This is a genomic window from Erysipelatoclostridium sp. MSK.23.31 (assembly GCF_019125875.1).
Lineage (GTDB): Bacteria > Bacillota_I > Bacilli_A > Erysipelotrichales > Coprobacillaceae > Thomasclavelia > Thomasclavelia ramosa.
In genome coordinates this window covers 26,828-42,133 of record NZ_JAHOCB010000014.1, presented here as the reverse complement: position 1 = coordinate 42,133, position 15,306 = coordinate 26,828, and the positions used below count along the sequence as shown (strand labels likewise).

General features: G+C 29.4%; 11 protein-coding genes. 8 read left to right on the top strand and 3 right to left on the bottom strand.

Annotation, left to right across the window (positions count from 1 at the left end):
- The first annotated feature begins 137 nt into the window (after positions 1 to 137).
- From gpmI to hisC, 7 genes are all read left to right on the top strand, one after another.
- Positions 138 to 1,655, top strand: coding sequence for a 2,3-bisphosphoglycerate-independent phosphoglycerate mutase (gpmI, locus tag KSU54_RS08020; RefSeq protein ID WP_003534668.1), 1,518 nt, complete (start codon positions 138 to 140; stop codon positions 1,653 to 1,655).
- Entirely contained in the window at positions 1,655 to 2,170 is a 516-nt protein-coding gene (locus tag KSU54_RS08015; RefSeq protein ID WP_008791928.1) for a thioredoxin family protein, read from the top strand. Before gpmI ends, KSU54_RS08015 begins: the two co-directional genes overlap by 1 nt.
- Positions 2,171 to 2,178: 8 nt before the next feature.
- Positions 2,179 to 3,069 (top strand): zinc ribbon domain-containing protein, encoded by an 891-nt coding sequence (locus KSU54_RS08010; RefSeq protein ID WP_003534663.1) that lies wholly within the window; start codon positions 2,179 to 2,181, stop codon positions 3,067 to 3,069.
- Positions 3,070 to 3,259: 190 nt separating this feature from the next.
- Positions 3,260 to 3,964: an alpha/beta hydrolase gene (locus tag KSU54_RS08005; RefSeq protein WP_003534662.1), complete on the top strand. Its 705-nt coding sequence runs from the start codon at positions 3,260 to 3,262 to the stop codon at positions 3,962 to 3,964.
- Between the two features lie 9 nt (positions 3,965 to 3,973).
- Positions 3,974 to 4,933, top strand: coding sequence for a 6-phosphofructokinase (gene pfkA, locus KSU54_RS08000; protein WP_008791925.1), 960 nt, complete (start codon positions 3,974 to 3,976; stop codon positions 4,931 to 4,933).
- A 34-nt stretch (positions 4,934 to 4,967) separates the two neighbouring features.
- Positions 4,968 to 5,753 carry an HAD-IIB family hydrolase gene (locus KSU54_RS07995; protein WP_003534659.1) on the top strand — a complete coding sequence of 262 codons (786 nt, stop codon included), beginning with the start codon at positions 4,968 to 4,970 and terminating at the stop codon, positions 5,751 to 5,753.
- An 11-nt stretch (positions 5,754 to 5,764) separates the two neighbouring features.
- Entirely contained in the window at positions 5,765 to 6,820 is a 1,056-nt protein-coding gene (gene hisC / locus KSU54_RS07990) for a histidinol-phosphate transaminase (protein ID WP_003534657.1), read from the top strand.
- Positions 6,821 to 6,847: 27 nt separating this feature from the next.
- Here hisC and KSU54_RS07985 read toward each other — a convergent pair whose 3' ends face one another.
- Positions 6,848 to 7,573 carry a YaaA family protein gene (locus tag KSU54_RS07985; protein WP_008791924.1) on the bottom strand — a complete coding sequence of 242 codons (726 nt, stop codon included), beginning with the start codon at positions 7,571 to 7,573 and terminating at the stop codon, positions 6,848 to 6,850.
- A gap of 68 nt (positions 7,574 to 7,641) precedes the next feature.
- On the opposite strand from KSU54_RS07985, the gene KSU54_RS07980 reads away from it, so the two are divergent.
- Positions 7,642 to 8,649, top strand: a complete 1,008-nt coding sequence (locus KSU54_RS07980) for a nucleoid-associated protein (protein WP_003534654.1) — start codon at positions 7,642 to 7,644, stop codon at positions 8,647 to 8,649.
- A 24-nt stretch (positions 8,650 to 8,673) separates the two neighbouring features.
- Here the strand turns inward: KSU54_RS07980 and KSU54_RS07975 are convergent, their stop codons facing one another.
- A complete protein-coding gene (locus KSU54_RS07975) occupies positions 8,674 to 12,375 on the bottom strand; it encodes a UvrD-helicase domain-containing protein (RefSeq protein WP_117792559.1) in 3,702 nt (1,233 codons plus the stop codon).
- Positions 12,365 to 15,259, bottom strand: coding sequence for a PD-(D/E)XK nuclease family protein (locus KSU54_RS07970; protein ID WP_117792557.1), 2,895 nt, complete (start codon positions 15,257 to 15,259; stop codon positions 12,365 to 12,367). Before KSU54_RS07970 ends, KSU54_RS07975 begins: the two co-directional genes overlap by 11 nt.
- Between the last annotated feature and the right edge of the window lie 47 nt (positions 15,260 to 15,306).

The following is a 15,306-nucleotide window of genomic DNA, read 5'->3' as shown; positions in this document are numbered from 1 at the left end:
TAGAAATATAAAACTATTTTAACTGAAGAGATTTTGTTAGTAAAAAGTTATTAAATTTAGATTATTTCAAGTATTTCTTGTTTGATTATTGTAGTTAAACAAGTTATAATGGTTCATGAAAATGGAGGAATTAGATAATGAAAAAAAGACCAATTGTATTATGTATTTTAGATGGATACGGATTAAGTGAAAGAATTGATGGAAATGCAGTTAAACTTGCAAATACACCAAATATAGATGATTTAGAAATGATTTATCCAACAACAAGAATTAAAGCTTCTGGAATGCCTGTCGGATTACCTGATGGACAAATGGGTAATAGTGAAGTTGGACATTTAAATATTGGAGCTGGAAGAACAGTTTACCAATCATTAACTTTAATCAATAAAGCTGTTGAAGATGGAACATTCTATAAGAATGCTGAATTCTTAAAAGCAATTAATAATGCCAAAGAAAATAATACTAAATTACATATTTGGGGATTATTATCAAATGGTGGAGTGCATTCTTCAAATGAACATATCTATGCCTTATTAAAATTAGCTAAACAAGAAGGTTTAGAAAAAGTATATGTACACGCATTTTTAGATGGTCGTGACGTTGCTCCTGATAGTGGTGCTGATTTTGTTAAAGAATTAGCAGATAAAATTGAAGAAATAGGTGTTGGTGAAATTGCAACTGTATCTGGTAGATATTACGCAATGGATCGTGATAAAAGGTTTGATCGTGTTGAATTAGCGTTTGATGCTATCGTTAATCATAAAGGTGAAAGCTTTGAATGTCCTGTTCAATATGTTAAAGATTCATATGCTAAAGAAACTTATGATGAATTTGTAATTCCTGGATATAATAAAAATGTTGATGGACAAGTAGCTGATGGTGATTCAGTTATCTTTGCAAACTTTAGACCTGACCGTGCGATTCAATTAGCAACAGTGATGACTAATGATGGATTCTATGACCATGCATTTAATAATGTGCCAAAAAATTTAACATTTGTTTGTATGATGAAATATGCAGATAGTGTTAATGGTGCGATTGCTTTTGCTTTACCAAGTTTAACTAATACACTTGGTGATTATTTATCTGCAAAAGGTATGAAACAATTAAGAATTGCAGAAACTGAAAAATATGCTCATGTTACTTTCTTCTTTGACGGTGGTGTTGATAAGGAAATTGAAGGTGCTACTCGAGTGTTAGTAAATTCACCAAAAGTAGCTACTTATGATTTACAACCAGAAATGTCAGCATATGAAGTAAAAGATAAATTAATTGAAGAATTAGATAAAGATATTCACGATGTTGTTATTGTTAACTTTGCAAACTGCGATATGGTTGGACATACAGGAATTATACCAGCAGCAATTAAAGCTGTGAGTGTTGTTGATGAATGTGTAGGTGAAGTATACAATAAAGTTCTTGAATTAGGTGGAACAATGTTAATTACTGCTGACCACGGTAATAGTGAAATGTTGTTAGATGAAGATAATAACCCATTTACAGCGCATACTACAAATGAAGTGCCTTTAATTGTAACAAATTCTCATTTAGAATTAAAAGAGGGTGGAAAATTAGGAGATTTAGCGCCTACGATTTTACAATTATTAGGACTTGAAATTCCAGCTGAAATGGATGGAGAATCTTTACTTAAATAATGAAAAAATTATTAAGTTTAATTGTATGTGTATTAATGATTAGTGGATGCCAAGACGCATCCATTAATCGTATAAAAAAAGACAATAGTTTATCAGGTCTTCATGAAATTACTTATGATGAATTAGAAAACAAATTATCTAGTGATGATACTTTTGTTTTATATATTGGTCGTCCTGATTGCGGAGATTGTAAAGAGTTTCATCCGATTTTAACATCGTATTTAGAGGAAAATAAGGGTACTTATTTATATTATTTAAATATTCAGGCATTTCGTGATGCCGCCATGCAAGAGGGGGCATCTGAAAAAGAAATTGATTTTTATAAAAATATTCGTGAGGAGTTAGATTTTAATTGGACACCAATTTTAAAATTAGTTAATAAAGGTGAAACAATTAGCGAGTATACTTATCTAAGTGAAGAGTATTATGAAATAAAAGATGATACAAAAAAAGCCCAGGCAAAAGAAAAATTTGTGGAAGACTTTAAGACCTGGATGGCAAATATATATGAGTAGGTGATTGCATGAAACAATGTCCACATTGTAAAAAAAATATTCCTGATAGTGCCAAAGTTTGTCCTCATTGTGGTACACGCTTAGAAAAAGGCTATCAACCCATGAAAAGAACAAATACATTTCCTAATTATTTATACGGTATTTTAGCTTTAGTATTGATTTTCTCACCGCTGATTTCATCAATGTTATTTGGTAATTTTTTAGGTGACGGAACTGCAAGTAATACTGTTACTACACCGGATAAAGCAATTACACTAGGTCCACTAGGTGAGGTTAATATTAATAAAGAGGTAACAGAATATCAGTTTGGGAGTTTAAAAGATTTTGATAAACTAGTAACTAATAGTGATAGTTATGTTAAGAAGATCAAGCAGTTAGAAAATGATTTAACTGCAATTACTGATAAGTATGGTAAAACAACGATTGATAAAGATTATGATTTTTATGTAACTGATCAAAATAATGTTTATACAAGTCTGAATTATGATTTAAAGATTGGTAAAAATGAAACAATGTCAATTAGTTTTTCATATGACTTATCAGGAACAACTAATGCTGTTAATATAGGTTATACTATTAACGGCTTTAAAGATTTTGAAGCTATGAAAATCAACGAGCAAAGTTATCCGATGTTAAAAGAAATTGTTAAATTGATTAACGGTGATGATATGTATGTAAGTTTTAATAAAGCTGGAGAGAAGTTTAATCAATTAGAAAATGATTTTAATGAACGAAATGAAAGTATTGGTAATTATGGAATAGGAATCACTCAATCAGAGGATGATACAAAAGTGTCAATGAGAATTCTTTCAAGCGAAGATGGTTATCGATTAAAAATCACATATAAAACTAAAGCTGATATGAATAAATTAGTGGGTAATAGTAAAGGAACTGAATAATCAGTTCCTTTTTTGCTGTGCTGCGCACGACATAAAACTAGGTGATGAAAGCCCGTTGTGGAGGTTTCGTGCTACCAACCACCAGCCAAAGACAAGACTGCAACATAAACTGTTGTAGTATTATTTTTTGCAAAAGCTAAATATTAAATTTGGACTATGTTATAATCATTGATAAGGAAGTGGTGGGAAGATGAAAAAGAAATATTTAAAAATTGATAATATCCCTGCAGTTATCTGGGGAGCAGGGAGTTCAAAAGTTTTTCTTGCAGTTCATGGGAATAAATCTAATAAAGAAGATATTGTTATAGAAATGCTAGCAAAGACAGCAGTAAATAGAGGATATCAAATAGTTAGTTTTGATTTGCCAAAACATGGGGATCGAGTATATGAAGATACTTTGTGTAATGCACAAAATTGTACAGAGGAATTATTAAAGATATATGACTATGTTAAAGGAAAATATGAAAAGATAAGTTTATGGGCCTGTAGCTTAGGAGCATTTTTTAGTTTATTAGCTTATCAATGTGTTAAATTTAATCAGTGTTTATTTTTATCACCAGTTGTTGATATGCAACGTTTAATTGAAAATATGATGATTTGGTTTGAAATAAATGAAGAAAAATTAAAAGAACAAAAAATGATTGAAACACCTATTGGGGAAACATTGTATTATGACTATTATTGCTATGTTAAAGAACATTCAGTCACCGAATGGAATAGTCAAACAATGATTTTGTATGGTGAAAATGACAATTTATGTGAATATGAATATATAAAGAAATTTGCCAGTCATTTTAATTGTGATTTAAAAATCATGGAAAATGGGGAACACTTTTTTCATCTAAAGAATCAACTAGAGTTTTATCAAAATTGGTTAGAAGAGAAAGTTAAATGAGGTGAAAAAATGAAAAAAATCGCAGTATTAACTTCTGGCGGTGATGCTCCTGGAATGAATGGAGCAATCAGAGCAATTGTCAGAGTAGGAATAAAACATGGATTTGAAGTTTATGGAGTATATGAAGGCTATCGAGGATTAGTAGAGGGTAAAATAGCACGCTTAGGCTATCGAGATGTTTCTGAAATTCTTGCAAAAGGAGGTACTATTTTAGAATCATCACGTCTACCGGAGTTTACTTTAGATGAAGTTCAAGATAAAGCAATAAACAATTTAAAAGAACATGAAATAGATAGTCTTGTTGTAATAGGAGGTGATGGTAGTTACCGTGGGGCACAAGCGTTAGCAAAAAAAGGTATAAATTGTATTGGAATACCTGGAACTATTGATAATGATATCAATGGTACTGATGAAACGATTGGTTTTCATACTGCATTATGTAATATTATTGATGCAGTAAATAAATTACGTGATACTTCAAGTTCTCATCATCGTTGTTTTGTAGTTGAAGTAATGGGTAACAATGCAGATAATTTAGCTCTTTATGCAGCTATATCTTGTGGAAGTGAACTTGTTATCACCAATAAGACAGGCTATGATGAAGAGCATGTAATCAAAGAGTTGATTAAGAATGAAATTGTTTATAATAAACGCCATGCAATTGTAATTGCAAGTGAAAAAATTTTAGATGTTGAAAAGCTAGCACAACGAATCAGTGAAGAAACAGGATTTTCAGGTCGCTCGATTGTTTTAGGACATATTCAACGAGGCGGCTCACCGGTGCCGGAAGATCGGATATTAGCTGCAAGGATGGCAAATAAAGCGATAGAACTTCTTCAAGATAATCAAAGCGGTAAGTGTGTATGCCTGCAAGATGGAAAAATTGTGGCGAAAGATATTGAAACAGCGTTACAAGAAGTAAATAAAAGTAATCAAATGCTTTATCAGCTCTTTGATGATTTAGTCTAAACTGTTATAATATGGCTATATATTGGAGGATTTTATGAAAAAAATACTATTTTGTGATATGGACGGAACAATTATTGATTTAGATGGGTTATTATATCCCCCGGATAAAGAGAAAGTGGAAAAGCTTCACCAGGCTGGGCACTTGTTTGCTTTTAATACTGGGAGAAATTATGAAGAAGCATTACGCAGTACAAACAAATTAGATTTATATTATGACTATTTAGTTTTAAATAATGGAGCTCATATTGTTGATCGTAATGATCAAGAATTATTTAAACGAGTTATTTCAAAACAAGCTGGTATTGATATCATAGAACATTGTTTGAAATATGATGATATGTGGATATATTTTTATGATGGAAAAAAGACATTAGGGTATTTGAGAGGTCAAACATATATTTATGATGAGGTAGGACGTAGTATTGTAACGAATGAGCATGATTTTATAAAAGAGTATCCAAATGTTGAGGAGTTTGATATAATAGCGATAAATCAAGACAACCAGCAGATTGATGAAGTTTTAAAGATTCAAAAATATATAGATGAACATTATGCAGATGAAGCGCATGGTACATTAAATATGCATTATTTAGACATTACGCCAAGTGGATGTACGAAAGGAACTGGAATCAGCAATCTAGTTAGTTTACTTAATGAAGATGTTGTAAGTTATGCGATTGGGGACTCGTATAACGATATTAGTATGTTTGAGCACGCGGATCATGGTTACACTTTTAATCGAGCGGATGAACTGATTAAAAAGCATAGTGATAAACAAGTCGATTATTTATCGGAGTTGATTGATGAAATGCTTAAATAAGGGGGAATTATATGAGTTGGCAAGATAAATTGCGCGAGGTTGAACCATATGTAGCAGGGGAACAGCCTAAAATTGTGAATATGATCAAGTTAAATACAAATGAGAATCCTTATGGACCTAGTCCTAAAATTAAGGAAGTATTAACATCTTTGGATATTGATCGTTTAAGGTTATATCCAAACAGTGATGCTGTTGATTTACGTAAAGAATTAGCTAATTATTATGGACTTGAAGAAGAACAAGTATTTTTGGGGAATGGTTCTGATGAGGTACTTGCGTTGATTTTTTTAACGTTCTTTAATGGAAAGGAACCAATTTTATTCCCGGATATTACATATTCTTTTTATCCGGTATATTGTGAATTATATCAAATGGCATATAAACTGGTTAAATTAGACCGTGATTTCAAAATTAATCTTAATGATTTTATGCAGCCTAATAGTGGAATTATTTTTCCAAATCCTAATGCGCCAACTGGTTTGTTAGTTGATTTAGATTTTATAGAAACAATATTAAAAAATAACCCTGACAGTATTGTAGTCATTGATGAAGCGTATATTGATTTTGGTGGAACTAGTTGTGTCTCTTTAATTGATAAATATGATAATCTAGTTGTAACACAAACATATTCTAAATCACGTTCTTTAGCTGGAATTAGACTAGGAATAGCTTTAGGAAGTAAAGAGGCAATCAGACATTTGTATGATGTTAAGAATTCATTTAATTCTTATCCAGTTGATTATGTCGCACAACAAATTTGTTTAGCGAGTATCCTTGACGATCAAGATACAAAAGCAAAGTGTGCTAAAGTAATTAAAACAAGAGAAATGACTAAAACAAGATTAAAAGAATTAGGTTTTATTGTACCTGACAGTTATGCAAATTTTGTTTTTGTAAAACATCCTGATGTTGAAGGCCAAGAATTATTTACAGCATTGCGGCAAGTAGGAATAATCGTTCGTCATTGGAATACTAAGCGAATTGATCAATACTTAAGAATTAGTATCGGGACAGATGAAGAAATGGAAAGAATGATAAATTTCTTAGAAGAATATTTAAATAAATAAAAATAGATGGCACGCCATCTATTTTTATTATAGCTTTTTATATGTTTGTTTTCCATTTCTAATGTAAACATAATTATCGTCTGTTGATAATTCTTCATGATATATATAGCCATCAAACGTTAGACGTTTTAAGCTATCAAGATCACTAATCTTATTTTTAACCATTAAATCAAGCATTTTTCCCCGAGCTTGTTTGACATACATTGAATTGCGTACCATTTTACCTGCTTTATCTTCAACAAAGTCAATGTTTATGATATGGGGATGTGATAGCATCTTAGTAAATTCTTTAGAGGCTAGGGAAATAATATAGTCTTCATTTTTAAAATAATTATCAATTTCATCTTGCCAAAATTGATATAAATTAAAATCAATCTTCATAATCATATCTAAACGATATGGGGTTATTGCACTATTGTATTTCAAGATGCCATAATAAGCCGATAAAATATTTAAATACTGTTCTAAGTATACAAAATCGTCTGCATCATAGTCTTTCAAACTAAGCTGTTTAAAAACAGTACCTTGATAGCAGTATAGTGCAGGAACCGCAGTATATTCATTGTGGAAATAACTATAGACAGTATCCGCCATTTTAAAAGATATTTTCATTATGTCATGGAGTTGATCAAGATTAAATTTCATTAAATAATTATGTAGCTGTGTAGTCTTGTCTTTAAATAAGATATCTGTAGTTTCAATATTTACTTGTTTTGTTTTCATCACCTTTGCCGGTGCGATAATAATTTTCATTTTAATCACCAAGATTATTATATCGTATTTCAACAAAATATGATATACTTAACCGTGGTGATGAAAGAATGAATAATACAATTATAATTGATAAGATTTTGATTCATATGTTGGATTTGGAACATAGTAAAATTATTTACTCAGATACATTTATTAATTTAACTGAAGGAACAACTGAGTATTATGATAAAAAAATTGAAAAATGTTTAGAAAATTCTGGAATTAAAGAATTGGTAACCGGTAGTGAGCATCACTTATTACAAGCTGGTAAAAAAATGATTGAAAGTAATGAGGCGTTTAAAGAAGAATCGATTAAAATAACGCAAGATTTATTTGATTTATGTACAAAAATTGAAGAAATGCCAAATGCTAATTTAATGTTTGTAGAATTAAAAGTAGATGGTAAGAAATTTGTTTTAATTATTAAGTTAAACTATAAAACTATGCCAATGAGTTTAATTGAAGAAAATGATGGTATACGTAGTATTAGATTTATTAATCAACAAATTTTACCAAATAAAACAACAGCTGTTGAAGAAGCAATTATTATCAATGTTGAAGATAATATTTTGTCGATTATTGAAAAACGTTATATGATTGATGGGAAACCAGGATATTACTTGAATGAACAATATATTAAAGGTGAACCAAAATTAACAGATAAACAAAAAATGAGTATTGTTAATAAAGTTGTAAAGAAAGTTGACAGTGAATATAATGTTGTTGAAGGGGATCCCCTACCATTAGTAAAAAAAGAACTTGTTGATTTAGTAATGGATCATCGTCCGGTAAAACCGATGGAATTGGCTAAAAAAGTTATGGGAAACGACTATAATGCAACTGAAGAGGTTGAATTAATTATGCGCGATCTGGGAATTGAAGAAGATGATGAAATTGTCAACGTTCCAGTATCGCTAGATCGGATGTCACGTTGTAAATTAGTTTTAGATGATGATCGAATTATTGAATTAAATGTTGAGGATTATCTTGAAGGTGTAGATATCGTCAAGGAAATGGATGAGGGCGGTATGACGCGAATCATCTTAAAGAATATTAAAGATATTGTTGTGAAATAAAAATGGGTTACGGATAACCCATTTTTAAATAGTTACATATTTATTAATATATAGATAATAAACGATTACCTGGATATTAGCTTGTGGGAAAACACGAGCTAATATTTTTTTGTAATAATCCATTTGCGGCTTATGTAAAGAAATCAGTATTTCTTTACTAGTGTTTTTATTCAAATTATCAGTCTTATAATCGATAATTGTTATTTGATTATCTTTAATACAGACAACATCAAAAATTCCATGAATAATTTGTCCGTTTTCAAGCATAGAAAATTCTTTTTCACGATAAAGATAGTCAGCATTAACCATTAACTGATAAACTGGGCTAGTAATAAAGTTTTCAAGATGTTGTTGATATTTATCAATTAATTGCCAGGCTTCATTGTCATAAAGGTTTGCTTGTTTGAGTTTATTTAAGTTATCTGATAAATCTAAATGAACGTCAATATCAAGATGTTCAAGCACACTATGAATAATTGTTCCACGTGTTCCAGCATCAACTGGGGAATCATCAAGCTCATAACTTATATCCTTAAAACTTCTATCGCCATCTTCAATTTTACGAGTTACAGCAATGGATTTTTCTAGGTTAGTTGGGTATGGATATTCAAAATTACTATATCGATGATAGCTGCTTAAGTCAAGAATAGTATCACTTTTATTTGAAACGATAATTTGTTCTTCAACATCATGATGACTAAGAATCTTGATAGAAAATTTACTATGTTTAGTATTTTCTTGAATTAAATGCTTATTTTGATGAATCAAAATAGTTTGAAAATTTTGTTTTATTTCATTAACAAGATCATCTGTTTGATCATGGTCTAGGAGTTCTTTTTTTAGACCTTGATTAATAATATTACTGTGACTCATTAAAGAAATTCCTAACCAATCTAAATAGCTATTTTGCTTACGTGCATTATGATAAAGAATTACTTTATCTTTACAACGTGGATTTATCATTGAATCTTCACTATTATTAATTACATATTTTTGCCATTTGATAAGATCTTGGGGTTCCTTAATTAAGCCAGTCATAATTAGTTTTTGTGAAGCTCTAGTCAATGCAACATAAAAAATTCGCATTTCTTCGTTGATTGCTTCACTAGTCTGTGCTGTTGCAATTACTTTTCGATATTTATTTTCGTATTCAACAATAACGTCTTGATAGGGTTCTAAATCACATTTTACTCGCGGTTTGATCGCAATTCCTAATTTTTTATCACTAATGATTCGTTCTCGGGCATCTTGCTGATTAAATTTATTTTGCATATTAGAAACAAAAACAATTGGAAACTCCAATCCTTTAGATTTATGGATAGTCATAAAAGAAACAACATTATCATCATTACTTGAAACCATTGCGGGAGAGAGATTGACTCCATTATTGATCATATCATCAAATTTAGTAGTTATTGTATTTAAAGAATCATCATGCATTTCATCTAACTTTTGAATCATTAATTCAATATTTGCAACTCGTTGAGGACCATTGACTAATGAAGCTAAGAAAGGTAAATAATTACTATCCTCAAGGAATTTCATCAAACTTTCTTTAATAGAATGACTATTAAAATAGTTTCGCATATCTTGATAATAATTTATAAATGTTTCTAAAGCTTCATAATTATCTAATTTTTTTTCAAGATAATTAATACAATTATCAAACATTGAGATAGTTTCATCAATTTTAATTTGCGCTAAAAAATTCTCACTAAAATGACTTATTACATAATTGCCCTTTAGTAAACTTGTAAAGGCAATGTCATCAAGGCGATTATTAAAAGCTTTTAAAACATTAACGAGATTAATTATTTCTGGAGCTTGTAAAAAACCTTGAGATAAAACAATATGACTAGGAATATTAAATTTATTAAATATCTTTTTAAAAGCTATAAAGCTGCGAGTACTACGCATTAAAACAACAATATCTTTATAATCTGCCAGTCTTTTTGTGCCGTTAAAATTATCCAATTCTAAGTGACCAATCATATCCTGAATTTTTTTAGCAACAATTTTTGCTTCTAATTCAGCATCATTGCTTATAGTACCAGTTTGATATGATAGGATGACTTCGCTAGTAAAGCGTGCTTCTTCATCAAGACGTTGTGATGCTTTGGCGGTGACTTCTGGCAAATCTTCTAATTCTTTTGCACCTTCTTTACGTAAAAAATCATAATTCAATTTGGCACTTTCATCTAAGTAATAATCAAGACCGCCAATATCCTTATCCATGATTTGATTAAAAATATAATTGACACTGTCAAGGACAATTTTATTTGATCGGTAATTAAATTTTAAGTCAATACGTTTAGTTTTAGGTAGTAGATTAAAAGTAAGATATTTCTCATTAAAAATTTCCGGGTCAGCCTCTCTAAAACGATAAATCGATTGTTTCATATCTCCAACCATAAAGCGATTGATCTTGGGTTCATGAAGATCTGCAATTTTATTAATTAGAGTTTCTTGAATCTGATTAGTATCTTGGTATTCATCGATCATGATCTCTTTTAATTGTTGGTATAGAAGTGTAACAATTCCGTATTTGGGTTCTAGTAATTCTAATGCATTAGCTTCAAGATCATTGAAATCTAAAAGATTATGAGCTAGCTTATAATCTTGGTAGGCCTGTTTAAACTGTTTTAAATAAGTAATTAATTTTTCTAAAGGCTCTAAAGAGGTTGATAAAGTTAATTTAAACTCATCAAAATCATCGTATACGATATCATTAAATTTATCGCGATAAAATTTGATGATATTATTTTTAAGACGATTATATTCTTTTTTATAAAGTTCATTATCCTCATTAAATAAACCTCTACTATCATAACTTTTCATCAAACTAGCTTTACTAGCGGTAATGATATTCGTCATGTTTTTACTTTCTATTGCCTTGATGACATCGAAGTAATATTTTAAATGACAATCATATGGGCTTGGTAAATCTGCTTTCTTAGGCTTATCACCAAAGGGATTTTGATAGTAAAAAGACAAATTATGGGAACTGGCATAACTAGCTAATTCATAAACCTTATTCAATCCCATAGTAGCTTGTTGATGTAATAGTTCGATAATTTTATTACTGATAGGCCAATTGTTTATAGCATCATCATCGTTGTTAATAATGTGATAATAAATATCTTTTTTGACTGTATCAATATAATTATCAAAGTCATAAATAGTATTGCTTAAATTTTCAAATTTGAAAATAGCGTTCTTAAAGCTGTTAAAATAGTATTCTGGAAAATAAGTACTGATAAAATCAATAAATGTTTGATCTTCTGCCCATGTTTCAATACAGTTATCGAGAATTTGGTGTTTGATGAGTGAAGGATCAGTGCAAATATCAAATTTACTATTAAGGTTGATCAAATATCCATATTGTTTCAAAAGAGTACTGCAAAAACCATGGAAATTAGTAATATAAGCTTTTGGTAATAATTGCTTTTGCTTTAATAAATGTTGTTCCAATGGCTTATTGATATCTTCTTGAAGACGTTCATCTAATGCAACTTGAAGACGTTGTTTCATTTCAAGAGCGGCTGCATTAGTAAAGGTTAAGACAAGCAGTTGATCGACATTATAACCATCATCTTCAATTAAAGCCATGATTCGATTAACAAGAATTTTAGTTTTCCCTGAACCAGCTGGAGCTGAAACAAGAATGGAACATCCGCGGGTTACGACAGCTTCATACTGACCATCATTTAAAGAATTAATTGGCATCGCTATTATCCTCCTCAAGCAAGTGTTCTAAATTATTACTGTCAACTAAAGTATATTCATTATAGAAGACATCGAAATTACATAGACTACGATAGTTACAGTAAGTACATGGATTAACTTTAGTGAAGACCGTAGCATCATCACTACCTTTAGGATTAATTCCAATATTTCCGTTTGCTAATTCATGATATAAATTTTCGATATGTTGACTAACATAATCAATTAAACGTTCAAAAGAGAAACTACTTAAAATATTTCCTTTGTAACAGTCATCCTTTTTAACAAATTTTGCTTTAATGATTGCTGAATCTTTATCAATATTGTTATCAACTTCTTCGACTACTTCACTATTAACATAACCATTCATTCGATATAATTTGAAAAAGTTTTCACTAAGTTCAGATTCATTGATTTTTAAAGAACTAGTAAGGATTCTTTTTTTAGTATTAAAGTATAACAAAGCACCTTTATCAAGTTTTTTTTGTTTTGTTAAAGTATCTAAATATAAGAGCATTTGAATATTAAAACCTTGAATTGCCAAAGAAAGGTCAAGGTCTTTGTTACTTGACTTATAATCAATAATCTTTAAATATTGATTATATTGATCTACTCGATCAACTATACCGCTAAATTTAAAATCAGGATAATTCCGATAGATATCAACTTCACTACCAACAATATAAAAATCAGATGCTTTCATTTGGTTGATAAGAACGATTACAGTATTAACTAGATCATGTTTGACTGTTTTAATAATATAGTTATTAGTACCGTAATTTAAGCGCTCAGTTAAACCATGTTCATTTAAATATCGCTCGACATGTTGGTTAATAACTGTTTCTAAATCATCGACTTCAGCTTTACTAGCAGTAATATTGTCAGTAAAGAGGGCTTGAGTTTTTTCAAGTACGTAATGGATGATCGTACCAATTTCATTTATTTGAAAAAGCGGTTGTTTAAAAGGGTATAATTTTAATCCATATTGATTAAAATATTTGTATGGGCAACCATTGTAAGTTTCCAGCTTACTTGCTGTAAGATGATTCGAAAATAGTGGAACAGTTAATTTATCTGGTTGGTTATTAGTTTGTATATAGTGCTTAATCATTGTATTTAGTGATGATAATTCAATATCCTTACCACCATGTAGATATAAATTGGTTTTCAGGCTATAGTGATAATAGTCATTATTTATATCAATATTTGAAATTTTAAACATTTGTTTTAATTGGTTATACAAAGAAGATTTTAATAGCGGTTGACCATCAATTGTTCCATTACTAAAACATATTGCTGTAAATTCAGTTTGGCTGTTTAAGACTTTTAGAATATTATTTTGATCAACACTAATTTGATGATTTAAATCAGGTAATTGTAGAATTTGATAGTCTTGATCTAGTAATATTCCAGTATCTTTATTTTGTTTTGGAACAACAGTTTCATTGACACCAACCAAATAGATTTTTTTGCATTCTAAGATACCGCTGTAACATTGTTGATAATTTAATAAATATAAATGATCATTACATGGTTTGATATCTTCTTTTAAAGACGGTTTTAATTGGTTTACTAAACTATAAAAGTCGGCAAGTGTAAAGGACTGGGGACTTGTTAAATTAGTGAAGAAGTTTATTAGCATTGTCTGATTTTGTGAAAAAAGCATTTCTTGATTAATAAAATTAATCATTACTGATGAATAATCATCTAGTGATTGCGCTTTTTCAAAGTTATATAGGGTGCTAAAGGGATCTTCAATATAACCTTTTTCAAGATAATTTTTCTTAATCAAATCAAGATAGTCAAAGTCATTATATCGACTTAAAACTTTAGTATCCAATAAATCTAAAAGATCATTATTATCATGATTTAAACAGTATCTAATCCATAATAAACAAGCATCCAATTCTTTGAATATTAAGCTTTTTTTAATATTATGGGGAATCTTAAAATTATTTAGAGTATCAACTAATAAGGTTAAATATTCTTGGTTGGGGTAATAGATAGCATAATCGTGATAGTGCGTGTGATTATCTACAATATCTTGATAAATATTTAATACTACACTTTCAATTTGAGCTTTTGGTGTAGTCTGAATAATTGTATGTAGTGGTGTATGATTTTCATACTTTGGTGATCGTAATGAAAATAAGTATTTATTGAGATGGCTCAAATAAGGATTATCATTTTCAAAGATGTTTTTTTGATCACCATGATATTTATTAAAAGGTTTATTCAAATCACGTGAATCGCTACTATTATTAACCAAAATTGTTACATCATTATAAAGTGATATTTTTTTTATTAGTTCAAAGCGACGTTGTTTGAAAATTTGTTCACTAATAAAAATATAATGATCTTCAACATTAGAATTATCAATTTGTTCAAATAATAGTTCTTCATATTTGTAACATGTATTATTAGGTAATGAAGTAGTTAGCTGCTGGTAGAGTCCGATAATTGTTGCAATTTTTTGTTTCGCTAGGGGGGGCAGCTGCTCTAACTCTGAATTACTAAAACTTTCAAGAAAGAAAAGATCGAAAATATCAATCAATTCATAGATTAAATCCATTTTACTATTAGTATTGAATAAGTTATTAGAATTTTCAATAAGTTGTTTTGTTATTAGGATTTTATCTAATTTGGATAGTTCTTGATAAGAGTATAGTTGATAATGCTCTAATAATTTTTTGATCAAATCATTGTATGTAATGATTCTAATATTAAAAAGTGTATCAGTATATTTAAAAAAAGCTTCTTCAAAATATAATGGATCGTCAACAATAAAATAATAATTTATAAAAGGATTTTTCTGAGCTTGATTAATGTGATTGATAATTGTATTTTTTATTTTTAAACTATAGTCTAAACCATGTAATGTTTTCATTGGTAAACCTCCATATGGAATTATTTTATCATAGATAATAGCTCTAA